The following is a 15,762-nucleotide window of genomic DNA, read 5'->3' as shown; positions in this document are numbered from 1 at the left end:
CGTGGCGTATCGGCGTATCGCTCTCCGACAGCGCTTATTACACACGGTAATTCTCCGAAATGCGCGGCTTGTCGGCCTATGTGAATCTGGTCCCGTCTCTGGCCCCTAGATCCCCCTCAGGAGGCAGATCACCATGGCCAAGAACAAGAACCGCAAGCAGGGCAGCCAGCAGCAGCGCAGCTCCCAGGCCGAGCAGGCACAGGAGCACGCGCAGAGGTCTGCGACGGAGGCACAGCAGTCGCCGATGCCGCACACCCAGGGCAGCCCCGCGGATGTTGCCCGTAAGCAGCAGAAGCGCTTCGGCCACAACTGAATTCATCGCGCGGGCTGTTGAAGCCCAGGCACACACCGAGGGGCGCATCCGGTTGCGGATGCGCCCCTTGCGTACACCCGGCGAGTGAGGCTCAGACACCCCGGGAGCGAACCGAGCCCCGGAGAGGGGGCGCTCAGCCCGCCAGGCAGGACGGGCCGAGCAGCACCTTCAGATCGCCGAACAGGGCCGGATCCGGCTTCACCCGGTGCCGGTCGAGCCGCAGCACGGTCGTCTTGCGCGGACCCTGGAGTCTGATCCGCACCTCGCTCTCGCCCTTGTGGTGGCTGAGGATCTCACCGAGCCGGCTCACCATCGGCGGGGTGACCTTCAGCGCCGGAATGGTGAGGATCACGGGCGCGTTGGTGCCCGCGTTCGACAGGTCGGGGACCTGGAGCTCCATGGCGACGAGCCGGGGCACGTCCTCGCGCTTGTCGAGGCGTCCCTTGACGAACACGACCGCGTCCTCGACGAGTTGGGTCGACACCAGCTGGTACGTGGCCGGGAAGAACATGCACTCCAGGGAGCCCGCCAGGTCCTCCACGGTGGCGATTGCCCACGCGTTGCCCTGCTTGGTCATCTTGCGCTGGAGGCCCGAGATGATGCCGCCGATGGTGACGACCGCGCCGTCCGCGTGCTCGCCTCCGGTGAGCTGGGCGATGCCCGCGTCGGCCTTGTCGGACAGCACGTGCTCCAAGCCGAAGAGCGGGTGGTCGGAGACGTACAGACCGAGCATCTCCCGCTCCTGGGCGAGCAGATAGGTCTTCTCCCACTCGTCGTCGGTGAAGACGACGTCGAGTCCGAAGCCGGGCTCGTCGCTCTCCTCCTCGCCCATGCCGCCGAAGAGGTCGAACTGGCCCTCGGCCTCCTTGCGCTTGACCTGCACCACGTTGTCGATCATCGGCTCGAACTGCGCGGTGAGGCCCTTGCGGGTGTGCCCCATCGTGTCGAACGCGCCCGCCTTGATCAGCGATTCGGTGGTGCGCTTGTTGCAGGCGACCGCCTCGACCTTGTCGAGATAGTCGGGGAAGGAGGCGTACTTGCCCTTGGCCTTGCGGCTCTTGATGATCGACTCGACGACGTTCGTACCGACGTTACGGACGGCGGACAGGCCGAAGAGGATCACGTCGTCGCCCTGCGCGGCGAAGTTCGACATCGACTCGTTGACGTCCGGCGGGAGCACCTTGATGCCCATGCGCCGGCACTCGTTCAGATAGACGGCCGACTTGTCCTTGTCGTCCTTGACCGAGGTGAGCAGGCCGGCCATGTACTCGGCCGGGTAGTTCGCCTTCAGATACGCGGTCCAGTACGAGACCAGGCCGTACGCGGCCGAGTGCGCCTTGTTGAACGCGTATCCGGCGAAGGGCACCAGGACGTCCCACAGGGCCTGGATGGCCTCGTCGCTGTAGCCCTTCTTCTGGGCGCCCTCCTGGAAGAGGACGAAGTTCTTCGCCAGCTCGTCGGGCTTCTTCTTGCCCATCACGCGGCGCAGGATGTCGGCCTCGCCGAGCGAGTACCCGGCGATGATCTGGGCGGCCTTCTGCACCTGCTCCTGGTAGACGATCAGGCCGTAGGTGACGGCCAGGACCTCCTGGAGGGGCTCCTCCAGCTCCTTGTGGATCGGCGTGATCTCCTGAAGGCCGTTCTTGCGGAGCGCGTAGTTCGTGTGCGAGTCCATGCCCATCGGGCCGGGACGGTAGAGCGCCGAGACGGCGGAGATGTCTTCGAAGTTGTCGGGCTTCATCAGGCGCAGCAGCGAGCGCATGGGGCCGCCGTCGAACTGGAAGACGCCGAGGGTCTCGCCGCGCTGGAGCAGTTCGAAGGTCTTCGGGTCGTCGAGCGGGAGGCTCAGCAGGTCGAGGTCGATGCCCTTGTTGGACTTCACCATCTTGACGGCGTCGTCCATGATCGTCAGGTTGCGCAGGCCGAGGAAGTCCATCTTCAGCAGGCCGAGCGACTCGCACTGCGGGTAGTCCCACTGCGTGATGGTCACGCCGTCCGTGTGCCGCACCCAGATGGGGGCGTGGTCGACGATGGGCTCGCTGGACATGATGACGCCGGCGGCGTGCACGCCCATCTGCCGGACCAGGCCCTCGACGCCCTTGGCGGTGTCGATGACCTTCTTCACGTCCGGCTCGTTCTCGTACATCGCCCGGATCTCGCCGGCCTCGCTGTAGCGGGGGTGCGAGGGGTCGGTGATGCCGTTGAGGTCGATGCCCTTGCCGAGGACGTCGGCGGGCATCGCCTTGGTGAGGCGGTCGCCCATCGCGTACGGGTAGCCCAGCACGCGCGCGGAGTCCTTGATGGCGTTCTTCGCCTTGATCTTGCCGTACGTGCCGATCATGGCGACCTTGTCGGCGCCGTACTTCTCGGTCACGTACCTGATCACCTCGACGCGCCGACGCTCGTCGAAGTCGATGTCGACGTCGGGCATGGAGACGCGCTCGGGGTTGAGGAACCGCTCGAAGATCAGACCGTGCGGGATCGGGTCGAGGTCGGTGATGCCCATGGCGTACGCGACGATCGAGCCGGCCGCCGAACCACGGCCCGGGCCCACCGCGATGCCCTGCTTCTTGGCCCACATGATGAAGTCGGCGACCACGAGGAAGTACCCCGGGAACCCCATCTGGATGATGACGTCCATCTCGTACTCGGCCTGCTTCTGACGGTCGTCGGGGACGCCGCCGGGGAAGCGGCGCTCCATGCCGCGGCGCACCTCCTCCTGGAACCAGGTGACCTCGGTGAAGCCCTCGGGGATGTCGAACTTCGGCATGAGGTTCTTCGCCTCGAACATGCCGGAGGTGTCGATCTGCTCGGCGACCAGGAGCGTGTTGGCGCAGCCCTCCTGCCAGGCGTCCGAGGAGTCGATGGCGTACATCTCGTCCGTGGACTTCAGGTAGTAGCCCGTGCCGTCGAAGCGGAAGCGGTCCGGGTCGGAGAGGTTCTTGCCGGTCTGGATGCACAGCAGGGCGTCGTGCGCGGTCGCCTCGTTCGCGTAGGTGTAGTGCGAGTCGTTCGTCACCAGGGGCGGGATGCCGAGCTTCTTGCCGATCTCCAGGAGACCGTCACGGACCCGGCGCTCGATCTCGATGCCGTGGTCCATCAGCTCCAGGAAGTACCGGTCCTTGCCGAAGATCTCCTGGTACTCGGCGGCCGACTTCAGGGCCTCGTCGAACTGGCCCAGGCGCAGCCGGGTCTGGAGCTCGCCGGAGGGGCAGCCGGTGGAGGCGATGAGACCTTCGGACCACTGGGAGATGGTCTCCTTGTCCATCCGGGGCCACTTCTGGAGCCAGCCCTCGGCGTACGCGTCCGAGGAGAGCTTGAAGAGGTTGTGCAGGCCCGTCCGGTTCGCCGCCCAGATCGTCTTGTGCGTGTAACCACCCGAACCGGACACGTCGTCGCGCTTCTGGTGCGGCTGGCCCCACTGGATCTTGCGCTTGTTGCGCCGGGACTCGGGGGCGACGTACGCCTCGATGCCGATGATCGGCGTGACGCCCGCCTTCTTGGCCGTGTGGAAGAAGTCGTACGCCCCGTGGAGGTTGCCGTGGTCGCTCATGGCGATGTGTGTCATGCCCATCTCATTGCAGGCATTGAACATGTCCTTGAGCCGCGCGGCACCGTCCAGCAGCGAGTACTGGGTGTGGACGTGCAGGTGCGTGAACGGCGGCTTTGACACGGCTTCGGCCTCCAAGTGAACAGATACGGCGCAAAGCGCCGCGATGAGGGGCGGTGGTCGGGTGACGGGTGGCCGTGGGTCGACGGCTTCCCGACCGGCTGCGGGCAGTCTGGGGACAGCGTCGAAGTCTAAGCCTCGGCACTGACACTCGGCGGCTTCTCCCCCGTACCTTCATGCGGGGACGCGGGCACTCCCGCGTATCTTCGTCCGTTGGACCAAAGGCGGTCCGGTCGTCCGGAGGACGACGGAAGATCCGTTCCACACGTCACGCACCACCTGCACCAGGAGGCACCCAGCGATGTCGGTTCCGCAGCTCAGCGCCGAGCAACGCGGCGAGCAGATCCTCGCCGTCTTCGACACCGCGTTCGGCGAGCTGCTCGCCGCCGACCCGGCCGCGTTCCGCGTGAAGTTCCGCAAGATGGCGGCCTCCGCGTTCGCGTTCTACCGGGGCACGGCGTGCCTCTTCTACCACGACCTGGACGCCGACAAGCGGGGCGGCCCGTACCTGGACGAGCGGACCTCCCGGGTGTGGATCCACGGCGATCTGCACGCCGAGAACTTCGGCACGTACATGGACTCCACCGGCCGCCTGATCTTCAACGTCAACGATTTCGACGAGGCCTACGTGGGGTCGTTCACCTGGGACCTCAAGCGCTTCTCGGCCTCCGTGGCACTGATCGGTTACGCGAAGGCGCTCAGCGACGAGCAGATCACCGAGCTCGTCCAGGTCTACGCGGCGGCCTACCGGGAGCGGATCCACGCCCTGGCGACCGGCGCCAAGAGCGACGAGGTGCCTCCCTTCACGCTGGACACCGCCGAGGGCCCCCTCCTGGACGCGCTGCGCGACGCCCGCTCACTGACCCGCTTCGGGCTGCTGGACTCGATGACCGAGATCCGTGACTTCGAGCGCCGTTTCGCGCCGGGCGGCGGCTCCATCGAGCTGGACGCGGCCACCCGCTACAAGGTGCTGGCCGCCTTCGACGGCTACCTGGAGACGCTGCCGGAGTCGTCGCTGGCCCGCCCGGACTCGTACCGGGTGAAGGACGTGGTCGGCCGCCGGGGCATCGGCATCGGTTCGGCGGGCCTGCCGTCGTACAACATTCTCCTGGAGGGCCACAGCGACGCCCTGGAGAACGATGTGGTGATCTACATCAAGCAGGCCCAGACACCGGCCGTCTCCCGGCACATCACGGACTCCTCGATCCGCGACTACTTCCAGCACGAGGGCCACCGCACGGTGATCTCGCAGCGCGCGCTCCAGGCGCACGCCGACCCCTGGCTGGGCTGGACCGAGCTGGACGGCGCGGGTCAGCTGGTCGCCGAGATCTCGCCGTACGCCGTGGACCTGGACTGGGGCGACATCGACGACCCGAAGGAGATCGCGGCGGTCGTCGCCGACCTCGGCCGGGCCACGGCCGCCATGCACGCGGCGGCGGACGACCTGTCCGGGCAGTCCCTCGTGCCGTTCTCGACGGAGCGTGCCATCGACGCCGCCGTCGCGGCCGACGAGGACGGCTTCGCGGGCCTCCTGGTGGACTTCGCGCACGAGTACGGCGCACGCGCGCGTGCGGACCACCAGATCTTCGTGGACCTGTTCCGCAACGGCCGGATTCCGGGCCTGTAGGCCGGCGTCGACTCACAGGGACCCTTTAGGGGTCTCCTACAGCGGTACGTGGCACACTCTCCAGCGCTATGGACATATCCGGGACCCACCTCAGAGCCCTTCGCGCGGCTCTGTTCACCGCAGTCGTCGTGACGCTCTCCACCACGTCGCACGTACTGCTGTCCCGGGTGCCGCTGCCGCTGTCCACCGTGGCCGCGATCGCGGGCACCGTCTTCGTCGTCGCGTACGCGCTGGCGGGCCGCGAGCGCGGCTTCGGAAAGATCGCCGCGCTGCTGGTCCCTCTCGAGCTGGCCGCCGACACGGTCTTCACCATGGGGCAGCACGTCTGCTACGGGAAGGTGGGCGGCCCGGTCGCGGGCCCGCTGCGCTCGGTCGGCCTCGACGTGCTGTGCGGCGGCAACGGCGTCGGCGCCCCGCTCGCCCGGGTGACCGGCGGCGGCAGCGACCGCGCCGCCGTCCTGCTCGCACACGCCGACCCGGCCGCCGCCTGGCTGCTGCTCGCCGCGCACGTCGGCACCGGGCTGCTGGCGGCCGCCTGGCTGCGCCGCGGCGAGCGCGCCCTGGCCCAGTTGCTGCGCGCGGCGGCGGTGAGCGCGTTCCGGCCGCTGCTGCTCGCGGTCAGCGCGGTGACCGTACGACTCACTCCGGTACGCCGGCCGGCGCGCCCCGCGCGCCGGATCTCCACCGTCCGTACGCGCCTGTTCGTGCACTCCCTGGGACGGCGTGGACCGCCTCGCTCGGCCGTATTCGCCTGAGCGACAGCAGTCCCCCATACGTATCCCGCGTACGACCTGTGCGCGTCCCACATGGAGATCACCACTATGAGCAAGCGGAACAGCCAGGCGGCGAAGACGGCGGCCCGTGAGCGGCTGCGCGTCGAGCGCGAGCGCCAGGCCAAGCGCGACAAAGTCAAGCGCCAGGCCAAGCGCGACAAAGTCAAGCGGCAGGGCATGGTCGCCGGCTCCCTCGTCGCCGTCCTGGCCGTCGCCGGCGGCATCGGCTACTTCGTCGTCCAGAACAACAAGCCCGGTTACTGGGAGGCCGCCAAGAACGACAAGCTCGTCAAGCCGGCCAACACCACGGGCACGAACGGCACCACGGTCGTCTTCGGCAAGGCCGACGCCAAGAAGACGCTGGAGCTGTACGAGGACTCGCGCTGCCCGGTCTGCGCCCAGTTCGAGCAGACCGTCGGCTCGACCGTGGACAAGGCCATCGCGGACGGCACGTACAAGGTCCAGTACATCGGTGCCACGTTCATCGACAACAGCGACCAGGGCGAGGGCTCCAAGAACGCGCTCAGCGCTCTGGGCGCCGCGCTGAACGTGAGCCCCGAGGCGTTCCTCGAGTACAAGACCGCCCTGTACTCGACGAAGTGGCACCCGGACGAGACCGACGACAAGTTCAAGAGCGACGACTACCTGATCAAGGTCGCGAACACGGTGGACGCCCTGAAGAACAACAAGGCGTTCCAGAAGGCCGTGACGGGCGGCACCTACGACAAGTGGGCGCTGGTCATGTCGCAGAAGTTCGACAAGAGCGGCGTGACCGGCACACCGACCCTGAAGATGGACGGCAAGAAGCTCACCGGCTCCGACGGCCAGAACGCGCCGATGTCGGTGGCCGAGTACACGACGGCGATCGACAAGGCGCTCAAGGCCTGAGCCACGGCGCCTTTTTGGGCGGCTGACGAACGAAGAGCGGGCGAACTTTTACGAGTTCACCCGCTCTTCGCTCATACTGATCAGTAACCTGATCGCTCGTGACCAGTCGACACAGATCATCCGACACCGCCCATACGTTCTCGCCGCGCCGCCGTACGGTCGTCAAGGCCGCGGCCGCCACCGCCGTCCTGGCCGGGCCGCTCGCCGCCGCACTGCCCGCCCGCGCGGCCACCGAGACCCCCGCCTTCCTGCACGGCGTGGCCTCCGGCGACCCGCTCCCCGACGGCATCCTGCTGTGGACCCGGGTGACGCCCACCGCCGAGGCGATACCCGGCTCCGGGCTCGGCCCCGACACCGAGGTGAGCTGGACGGTGGCCAAGGACAAGACGTTCACCGCGATCGTCGCCAAGGGCTCCACCACCGCGACCGCCGCCTCCGACCACACCGTCAAGGCGGACATCCGCGGCCTCCAGCCGGCCACGGACTACTTCTTCCGCTTCTCGGCCGGCGGCACCGACTCGCCCGTCGCCCGCACCCGCACCGCCCCGGCCGCCGACGCGGGCGTGGCCGGTCTGCGCTTCGGCGTGGTCTCGTGCGCCAACTGGGAGGCCGGCTACTTCTCCCCGTACCGCCACCTGGCCGCGCGCGGCGACCTGGACGCCTGGCTGCATCTGGGCGACTACATCTACGAGTACAAGTCCGGCGAGTACGCGGCCCGCGGCAAGGTCGTACGCCCGCACGCCCCCGCCAACGAGATCCTCACCCTCGCCGACTACCGCACCCGGCACGGCCGTTACAAGACGGACCCGGACCTCCAGGCCCTGCATCACAAGGCGCCGGTCGTCGCGATCTGGGACGACCACGAGTTCGCCGACAACGCGTGGTCGGGCGGCGCGGGGAACCACACCGAGGGCGCCGAGGGCACCTGGACGGCACGTCAGGCCGCCGCGAAACAGGCCTACTTCGAGTGGATGCCGGTCCGCCCGGCGATCGAGGGGACCACCTACCGGCGGCTGCGCTTCGGCAAGCTCGCCGACCTCTCGCTGCTCGACCTGCGGTCCTTCCGCTCGCAGCAGGCGTCCACGGGCAGCGGCACGGTCGACGACCCGGAGCGTACGCTCACGGGCCGGGTCCAGCTCGACTGGCTGAAGGCGGGGCTCAAGGCGTCCGACACCACCTGGCGGCTGGTCGGCAACTCGGTGATGATCTCGCCGTTCGCCATCGGTGAGCTCTCCGCCGACCTCTTCAAGCCGCTCGCCAAGCTGCTCGGGCTGCCGCAGGAGGGCATCGCCCTCAACACCGACCAGTGGGACGGCTACACGGACGACCGCCGTGAACTCCTCGCCCACCTGCGGAACAACGCGATCCGCAACACGGTCTTCCTGACCGGCGACATCCACATGGCGTGGGCCAACGACGTGCCGTTCGACGCCGGTACGTACCCGCTGTCCGCGTCGGCCGGCACCGAGTTCGTGGTCACGTCGGTCACCTCCGACAACCTCGACGACATCGTCAAGGTCCCCGAGGGCACCGTCTCGGCCGTGGCCGCGCCGCTCATCCGCGCCGCCAACCGGCACGTCCACTGGGTCGACACCGACCGGCACGGCTACGGCGTCCTGGACATCACCGCCGACCGCGCGCAGATGGACTACTACGTGCTCTCCGACCGCACGGACCCGAACGCGACCTCGTCCTGGGCCCGCTCGTACCGCACGCGCAGCGGCACGCAGAAGGTGGAGCGGACGTACGATCCGGTGTGACGTCCGCTACATGCGCGACGTCCGCTACGTCTGTGACGTCCGCTACATTCGCGACGTCCGCTACGTCTGTGACATCCGCTACATCTATGACGTCCGTCTAGAGGCTGTCGAGGAAGCCGAGCGCCACCTTCCAGGTGGCCTCGGCCGCCTCCGCGTCGTAGTCGGGCAGGTCGGGGTCGGTGTAGAGGTGCCCGGCACCCGCGTACCGATAGACCTCCACGTCGGCCCCGGCTCTCCGCAGCTGCAGGTACCAGGCGCCCAGCCAGTCGTCCGTCTCGAACGCGTCGGGCTCGGCGACATGCAGCTGGACCGGCAGCTCGTCCACCGACGCGCTCTCGGCGATGTCCGACGTGCCGTGCAGGAGCAGCAGCCCGCGGGCCTTCTCGTCGCCGAGCGCCAGGGTCTGGGCGATGGAGGCGCCCAGCGAGAAGCCCGCGTACACCAGGCCACGCTCCGAGTAGGGCGCGGCGGCCAGGACCGCGCGCTTGAGCAGCTCGTCCTTGCCGATCCCGTCGCAGAAAGCCATGCCCTCCTCCACGGTCTCGAAGGTGCGCCCCTCGAGGAGGTCGGGCGTCCACACCTCGTGTCCCGCGGCGCGCAACCGGTCCGCCGCGGCGCGCACCGCGGGCCGCAACCCGTAGGTCGAGTGAAAGAGCATGATGTTCATGAGGCCATGGTGCCAGCCCGGACCGGCACCCCGGACGGACGACCCGGCCTGCGGCGATACCCCGGACCGGGCAGAGTAAACAGGTTCATGAGGCCGCCAGGCCGGTTACGTTCGCAGGCATGGAGAACGTACTGCGACCGCTGATCGTCGTCGGCGGCTCGCTCGTACTCACGCTGGTCGTCGGCTGGGCCGTCGACCAGCTGTTGCGACGGGCCGACGGCCGACACCATGAGACTCCCCTGTGGGGCCTGCTGCGCCGCGGCGGCGTGCCGTTCCAGCTCGTGCTGTGCTCGGCCCTGTTCAGAGGGTCGTACGACCAGGCGAAGCTGCTGGAGGACCACCGGATCGGCATAGGCCGGGCTCTGACGCTCGTCCTCATCGGCTCGACGGCCTGGCTGGTGGTCCGCATCGCTGCGGCGATCGTCGAGACCTCGTACTGGCGCTACGCGGCCGCCCACCGCGATCCCGCCCGGGTCCGCCGCGTGCGCACCCAGGTGTCGCTGATCCAGCGGGTGGTCTCCGCCATCGTGGGCGTGGTGGCCGTCGCCGCGATGCTGCTCACCTTCCCGGCGATGCGGGCGGCCGGCGCCTCGCTGCTGGCCTCGGCCGGCATCCTGGGCATCGTCGCCGGTGTCGCCGCCCAGTCCACGCTCGCCAATCTCTTCGCCGGACTGCAGATCGCGTTCGGCGACATGGTGCGGCTCGGTGACACGGTCGTGGTGGACGGCGAGTGGGGCACGGTCGACGAGATCACGCTGACATTCCTGACCGTACGGACGTGGGACGAGCGCCGGATCACGATGCCGGTCTCGTACTTCACCGCCCAGCCCTTCGAGAACTGGTCGCGGGGCAGCGCCCAGATGACCGGCACCGTCTTCTTCCACGTCGACCACTCCACGCCCGTCGAGGAGATGCGCAAGAAGCTCCAGGACATCGTGCGCGAGTGCCCGGCCTGGGACGGCCGCGACTACGGCCTGGCGGTCACGGACACGACACCCACCACCATTCAGGTGCGCGCCCTGGTGACCGCGAAGGACGCGGACGACATCTGGACGGTGCGCGTCACGGTCCGTGAACAGATGGTCCGTTGGCTGACGGAGCAGCACCCCTACGCGCTGCCGCGCGTCAACACGGCGGACGCGGTCGTGCCGCCGGGCAGGACCGCGTCCCGGGACGGCGTGGCCCACCGGGCCTTCGAGCCGCCGAGAACGGGCCGGGGCTGACCGCGGGCAGCGGCCCGAGGTCAGCAGTCAGCAGTCGGCAGTCGGCAGTCGGCAGTCGGCAGTCAAAGGACAACGGAGGGACGGAGGTCCACGGAGGGACGGGCCGCGGGCAGTCCGGTGCGCTCAATGCCCGCGTTCCGCTCCTCCGTTGACCTGGATCACCTGTGCGGTGATGTGCGCGGCGCCCGGTGACGCCAGCCAGTGCAGTGTCGCGGCGATGTCGCCGGGCGTACCCGCGCGGCCGGTCGAGGTCTCGGCGACGAGCCGCTCACGCCGCGCCTGCTCGATCTCCCCGCCGAAGAACCCGGTGTCCTCGACATACCCGGGCGCCACCACGTTCACGGTGACGCCCCGCGGCCCCAACTCCCGCGCCAGATCGAAGGCGTACGGATGCAGCGCGGCCTTGGCCGCCGCGTACGCCCCGCTCCCGGACCCCCGGTAGGCGGCGATGGAGCTGAGGAACAGCAGCCGCCCGCCCGGCGAGGCGAGCCGCTCCCGCAACGCCTCCGTGAGCAGCGCGGCGGTCAGCACGTTGAGCCGGAAGTTCACGGTCCAGTTGTGGGCGACGGCTTCGAGCGGGTCGTCGGTCTCCGTCCTGGGCTCCAGATTCCCGGCCCCTCCGGCACTGTGGACGAGCACATCGACGGTGCCGAACTCGGCCGCGACGAACTCCGCGACCCCGCGCACGCCGTGCGGATCACTCAGGTCGGCCGCGTAGGTGAGCGCGCCCGGCACCTCCGCCTTCTCCAACACGTCCGCCCGCCGCCCGAGCAGCAGCACCTGGTCCCCGTCCCCGGCAAAAGCCCGGGCCGCCGCGAGCCCGATCCCCGTACCACCACCGCTGATCACCACGTTGCGAGTCATCACCGAATCGTACAAAGCACCCCCGAAAACCGCCCTCGGAGTTACACCCCCGCCACACACACGCCACAACGACGCCCCGCCCCCGAGCCACATCCCACAACGAACACCACCGCCCACTCCCCCCACGACCCGCAGTCGCCGCCGCACCCCCCACGGGAGACCCGCACCTGTCAACCGGCTGGAAGCGGGCGGTGCGCGGGTGGGAGAACACACTTCAACGCAAACTCCGCACATCCAGATGCCGCAACACCCGGTCCACAATCTCCGGATCCGCCCCCGGCTCGCTCCGCGCGGCCAGCACCTCATGCCGCGCCGCACTCATCATCTCCCCCTGAATCCGCCGCACCCTCTTCATCCGCCGGACCCGCTGCTCGTGCGCCTCCCGCCGCTCCTCGTCCCCCAGATCAGGACTGATCCGCGCCCCGATGTCGAACGCCCGCCGCAACAACTGCTCGGACAGCTCCTCCGGCAACTCCTCCACGTCCTCGATCTCCCGCAGCCGCCGCTTCGCCGCCTTCGCCGCCCGAATGGCCAACGCCTTCTCGAACGCCTTCTCGCTCCCCGTGTCGGCCCGCACCCCCAGCCTCTTCACCAGCCACGGCAGCGTCAGCCCCTGCAACACCAGTGTCCCCATGATCACTCCGAACGCGATGAAGACGATCTCGTCCCGGTCCGGAAACGGCGACCCGTCGTCCATCTTCAGCGGAATGGCCAGCGCCAGGGCCGCGGACGCCACCCCCCGCATCCCGGCCCACCACATCACGACGGTCTCGCGCCACGAGGTCGGGATCTCCTCGTCGTAGTCCCGTTTCGCGTGCAGCCGTTTGGTCAGCCAGGTCGCCGGCAGCAGATACGCCAGCCGTACGAGCACCACCACGGCCACGATCGCCGCCGCCCAGCCCAGCATCTCGCCCCACCGCCCGGACGCCGTCCTGAGGGCGTTGTGCAGTTCGAGCCCGATCAGCCCGAACGCGACACCGGTGACGAGGGTGTCCACCACGTTCCAGAACGTGTGCCCGGCGAGCCGTGTCATCACGTCGTCCGCGTCGGTGGCGTACTCCGCGAGGAACAGCGCGGTGGTGAGCACCGCGAGCACCCCGGACCCGTGCAGTTCCTCGGCCAGGACGTACGACGCGTACGGCACCAGCAGCGTCAGACCGATCTGCAGCGTGACGTCGTCGAGCAGGTCCATCAGCCTGTTCGCGGCCCAGCCGAGCGCGAGCCCGACGGCGACCGCGACCACGGCGGACAGCACCAGGTCGAGCACGGCGTTCGGCAGGGAGAACGTTCCGCTGACGGCGGCGGCGATCGCGACGTGGTAGAGAACGATCGCCGTGACGTCGTTGAAGAGCCCCTCGCCCTCCAGGATCGACACCAGTCGCCGCGGCAGCCCCAGCTGCCCCGCGACGGCGGTCGCCGCGACCGGGTCGGGCGGCGCGACCAGCGCACCGAGCGCCACGGCGGCCGCGATCGGCAGCCCCGGCACGATCGCGCCGGCGACGAGCGCCACGACCGCCGTGGTGACGAACACCAGCGCCACAGCCAGCAGGAAGATCGGGCGCTTGTTGGCGGTGAACTGTCTCCACGACGTCCGCCGCACCGCGGCGTAGAGCAGCGGCGGCAGCAGCGCGGGAAGGATCAGATCGGGCGGGATGTCCACGTTCGGCACGAAGTCCGCCACGGCGAGGCCGATCCCGAGCAGCGTCATCAGCACCGGCGCGGGCAGCCCGAACCGGTCTCCCACCGGGACACTCACCACGGCCCCGAGGAGAAGCACGAACAACAGGGCCAACTGATCCACGGTCAGCACTCCGGCGGTCTAGGCGATCAAGAAAGGCCAGACGTCCAGCGTGCCACGGGCGGTTTCCTTACAGCGTGCGCCGCATCGCCCGATGCGGTATCCCCGCCTCGAGGAACTCCGGTCCGTACACCACGTACCCCAGCCGCTCGTAGAAACCGAGGGCGTGGGTCTGGGCGTGCAGGTCGACCGCCGCGAGGCCACGCGCGCGTGCCGCGTCCTCGATGGCGCGGACCAGCGCCGCGCCGACACCCAGGCCGCGCGCGTCCTGCGTCACGGCGAGCCGCCCGAGGGAGCCCACGGTGAGGTCGCCGTCGGTCTTGGCGGCGGCCGCCTCCCCGTGCAGCAGCCGCCCGGTGCCGAGCGGCACCCCGTCGTCCCGGACCGCCAGCACATGCACGGCTCCGGCGTCGTACGCGTCGTACTCGATGTCCTGCGGGACGCGCTGCTCGACGACGAAGACCTCCTTGCGGACCGCGAAGCACGCCTCACGGTCGGCAGTACCCTCCGCGACCCGCACCTCGTACGCCGCGCTCATGCGTAGCTTTCCTCCCGCACCTTGTCCAGAGCCTGCTGGAGGTCGGCGGGATAGTCGCAGGCGAACTCGACCCACTCGCCGTCTCCGGGGTGCTCGAAGCCGAGGCGCACCGCGTGCAGCCACTGGCGGGTGAGGCCGAGTCGCTTGCCGAGCGTCGGGTCGGCGCCGTACGTCAGGTCGCCCACGCACGGGTGGCGGTGCGCCGACATGTGGACGCGGATCTGGTGGGTGCGCCCGGTCTCCAGCTTGATGTCGAGCAGGGAGGCCGCGCGGAACGCCTCGATCAGGTCGTAGTGCGTGACGGAGGGCTTGCCCTCGGCCGTGACCGCCCACTTGTAGTCGTGGTTCGGATGACGCCCGATGGGCGCGTCGATCGTGCCGCTGGTCGGGTCGGGGTGGCCCTGCACCAGCGCGTGGTAGCGCTTGTCGACCGTGCGCTCCTTGAACTGGCGCTTCAGCGACGTGTACGCGTACTCCGACTTGGCGACCACCATCAGGCCCGACGTGCCCACGTCGAGGCGGTGCACGATGCCCTGGCGCTCGGCGGCGCCCGAGGTGGAGATCCGGTACCCGGCGGCGGCGAGGCCGCCGATGACGGTCGTGCCCGACCAGCCGGGCGACGGGTGCGCGGCCACGCCGACCGGCTTGACGATCACGAGCACGTCGTCGTCGTCGTGCACGATCTCCATGCCCTCGACCGGCTCGGCGACGATCTGCACGGGCGCGGGGGCCTGCGGCATCTCCACCTCGAGCCAGGCGCCGCCGTGCACGCGCTCGGATTTGCCGACCACCGTGCCGTCGACCAGCACCTTGCCTGCCGCGGCCAGCTCGGCCGCCTTCGTGCGGGAAAAGCCGAACATGCGGGAAATGGCGGCGTCGACGCGCTCGCCCTCCAGGCCGTCCGGCACGGGCAGGGTACGGATCTCGGGAATCGTGCTCACCCGTCGAGTATGCCGGACAGGTCCGACACCACTTGACCAGAGCTCGAACATCCGTGCCTCACGACCGTCAGTGCCTCACGACCGTCAGTCCTTGTGGACCGTCCCGTCCGGGTCGAGCCCGCGGAAGGACAGCAGCACGATCAGGATGCCGCCGCAGACGATCGCCGAGTCCGCCAGGTTGAACACCGCGAAGTGCTTGGGCGCGATGAAGTCGACGACCGCGCCCTCGAAGACACCGGGCGAGCGGAAGATCCGGTCGGTGAGGTTGCCCAGCGCACCGCCGAGCAGCAGCCCGAGCGCGATCGCCCAGGGCAGGCTGTAGAGCTTGCGCGCGAGGCGGGCGATCACCACGATCACGGCCGCCGCGATCACCGTGAAGATGACGGTGAAGGCCTCGCCGAAGCCGAAGGCCGCACCCGCGTTGCGGATCGCCTCGAACCTCAGCCAGTCCCCGATGATCTCGATCGGCGCGTGGTGCTCCAGCTTCGCGACCACGATCAGCTTGCTGACGAGGTCGAAGGCGTACGCGAGCGCGGCGACGGCGAACAGGACGGCGATCCGGCGCCTGCCCTTGGGCCGCTCGGTGCCGGCACCGGCACCGCCACTCTCACCGTCGGCCTGCTCCGGTTCGGCTCCCGCCGCCTCTGGGATATCCGGCGTACCGATGATGCGCTCCGCCTCTGCCACGTGAGTCCCTCAA

Annotated in this window: 13 protein-coding genes; 6 read left to right on the top strand and 7 right to left on the bottom strand. The window is 69.3% G+C overall.

Features of this window, described 5'->3' with window-relative positions; all coding sequences use genetic code 11:
- The first annotated feature begins 133 nt into the window (after window positions 1-133).
- Entirely contained in the window at window positions 134-313 is a 180-nt protein-coding gene (locus tag GTY58_RS31975; protein ID WP_010987545.1) for a hypothetical protein, read from the top strand.
- Between the two features lie 133 nt (window positions 314-446).
- Here GTY58_RS31975 and dnaE read toward each other — a convergent pair whose 3' ends face one another.
- The gene (gene dnaE, locus GTY58_RS31970) at window positions 447-3,986 is read right to left on the bottom strand and encodes a DNA polymerase III subunit alpha (protein ID WP_010987544.1); all 3,540 of its coding nucleotides are present in this window, start codon (window positions 3,984-3,986) and stop codon (window positions 447-449) included.
- A 298-nt stretch (window positions 3,987-4,284) separates the two neighbouring features.
- Here dnaE and GTY58_RS31965 point away from each other — a divergent pair, with 298 nt between their 5' ends.
- The 4 genes from GTY58_RS31965 (at window position 4,285) to GTY58_RS31950 (ending at window position 9,031) form a co-directional block, all read left to right on the top strand.
- Window positions 4,285-5,610, top strand: a complete 1,326-nt coding sequence (locus GTY58_RS31965; RefSeq protein WP_010987543.1) for a DUF2252 domain-containing protein — start codon at window positions 4,285-4,287, stop codon at window positions 5,608-5,610.
- Window positions 5,611-5,678: 68 nt separating this feature from the next.
- Window positions 5,679-6,365, top strand: a complete 687-nt coding sequence (locus GTY58_RS31960) for a hypothetical protein (RefSeq protein ID WP_010987542.1) — start codon at window positions 5,679-5,681, stop codon at window positions 6,363-6,365.
- Window positions 6,366-6,431: 66 nt separating this feature from the next.
- Complete coding sequence (locus GTY58_RS31955; RefSeq protein WP_010987541.1) at window positions 6,432-7,271, top strand: thioredoxin domain-containing protein; 840 nt, start codon at window positions 6,432-6,434, stop codon at window positions 7,269-7,271.
- A gap of 98 nt (window positions 7,272-7,369) precedes the next feature.
- Window positions 7,370-9,031, top strand: a complete 1,662-nt coding sequence (locus tag GTY58_RS31950; protein ID WP_010987540.1) for an alkaline phosphatase D family protein — start codon at window positions 7,370-7,372, stop codon at window positions 9,029-9,031.
- Window positions 9,032-9,128: 97 nt separating this feature from the next.
- Here GTY58_RS31950 and GTY58_RS31945 read toward each other — a convergent pair whose 3' ends face one another.
- The gene (locus GTY58_RS31945) at window positions 9,129-9,698 is read right to left on the bottom strand and encodes a dienelactone hydrolase family protein (protein WP_010987539.1); all 570 of its coding nucleotides are present in this window, start codon (window positions 9,696-9,698) and stop codon (window positions 9,129-9,131) included.
- Between the two features lie 119 nt (window positions 9,699-9,817).
- Here GTY58_RS31945 and GTY58_RS31940 point away from each other — a divergent pair, with 119 nt between their 5' ends.
- On the top strand, window positions 9,818-10,921 hold the full coding sequence (locus tag GTY58_RS31940; protein ID WP_010987538.1) for a mechanosensitive ion channel domain-containing protein: 1,104 nt from the start codon (window positions 9,818-9,820) through the stop codon (window positions 10,919-10,921).
- Window positions 10,922-11,044: 123 nt separating this feature from the next.
- On the opposite strand, the gene GTY58_RS31935 is transcribed toward GTY58_RS31940, so the two are convergent.
- The 5 genes from GTY58_RS31935 to lspA form a co-directional block, all read right to left on the bottom strand.
- On the bottom strand, window positions 11,045-11,785 hold the full coding sequence (locus GTY58_RS31935) for an SDR family oxidoreductase (RefSeq protein ID WP_010987537.1): 741 nt from the start codon (window positions 11,783-11,785) through the stop codon (window positions 11,045-11,047).
- A gap of 214 nt (window positions 11,786-11,999) precedes the next feature.
- Window positions 12,000-13,586: a Na+/H+ antiporter gene (locus GTY58_RS31930; protein WP_037646922.1), complete on the bottom strand. Its 1,587-nt coding sequence runs from the start codon at window positions 13,584-13,586 to the stop codon at window positions 12,000-12,002.
- 67 nt (window positions 13,587-13,653) lie between these two features.
- Complete coding sequence (locus GTY58_RS31925) at window positions 13,654-14,121, bottom strand: GNAT family N-acetyltransferase (protein WP_037646773.1); 468 nt, start codon at window positions 14,119-14,121, stop codon at window positions 13,654-13,656.
- Entirely contained in the window at window positions 14,118-15,062 is a 945-nt protein-coding gene (locus GTY58_RS31920) for an RluA family pseudouridine synthase (RefSeq protein WP_010987534.1), read from the bottom strand. The genes GTY58_RS31925 and GTY58_RS31920 overlap by 4 nt, the downstream gene beginning before the upstream one ends.
- 84 nt (window positions 15,063-15,146) lie before the next feature.
- On the bottom strand, window positions 15,147-15,749 hold the full coding sequence (lspA, locus tag GTY58_RS31915) for a signal peptidase II (RefSeq protein WP_010987533.1): 603 nt from the start codon (window positions 15,747-15,749) through the stop codon (window positions 15,147-15,149).
- Window positions 15,750-15,762 lie beyond the last annotated feature (13 nt).

The organism is Streptomyces sp. SID5469, assembly GCF_009862865.1.
GTDB lineage: Bacteria > Actinomycetota > Actinomycetes > Streptomycetales > Streptomycetaceae > Streptomyces > Streptomyces avermitilis.
The sequence above is the reverse complement of the archived record's forward strand: the minus strand, read 5'-3'. Positions and strand labels throughout refer to the sequence as shown.

Coding starts and splice junctions, on each gene's coding strand:
- GTY58_RS31965 (WP_010987543.1), top strand. CDS start 4,285: ATGTCGGTTCCGCAGCTCAGCGCCGAGCAACGCGGCGAGCAGATCCTC.
- GTY58_RS31940 (WP_010987538.1), top strand. CDS start 9,818: ATGGAGAACGTACTGCGACCGCTGATCGTCGTCGGCGGCTCGCTCGTA.
- GTY58_RS31945 (WP_010987539.1), bottom strand. CDS start 9,698: ATGAACATCATGCTCTTTCACTCGACCTACGGGTTGCGGCCCGCGGTG.
- GTY58_RS31935 (WP_010987537.1), bottom strand. CDS start 11,785: ATGACTCGCAACGTGGTGATCAGCGGTGGTGGTACGGGGATCGGGCTC.
- GTY58_RS31925 (WP_037646773.1), bottom strand. CDS start 14,121: ATGAGCGCGGCGTACGAGGTGCGGGTCGCGGAGGGTACTGCCGACCGT.
- GTY58_RS31975 (WP_010987545.1), top strand. CDS start 134: ATGGCCAAGAACAAGAACCGCAAGCAGGGCAGCCAGCAGCAGCGCAGC.
- GTY58_RS31955 (WP_010987541.1), top strand. CDS start 6,432: ATGAGCAAGCGGAACAGCCAGGCGGCGAAGACGGCGGCCCGTGAGCGG.
- GTY58_RS31960 (WP_010987542.1), top strand. CDS start 5,679: ATGGACATATCCGGGACCCACCTCAGAGCCCTTCGCGCGGCTCTGTTC.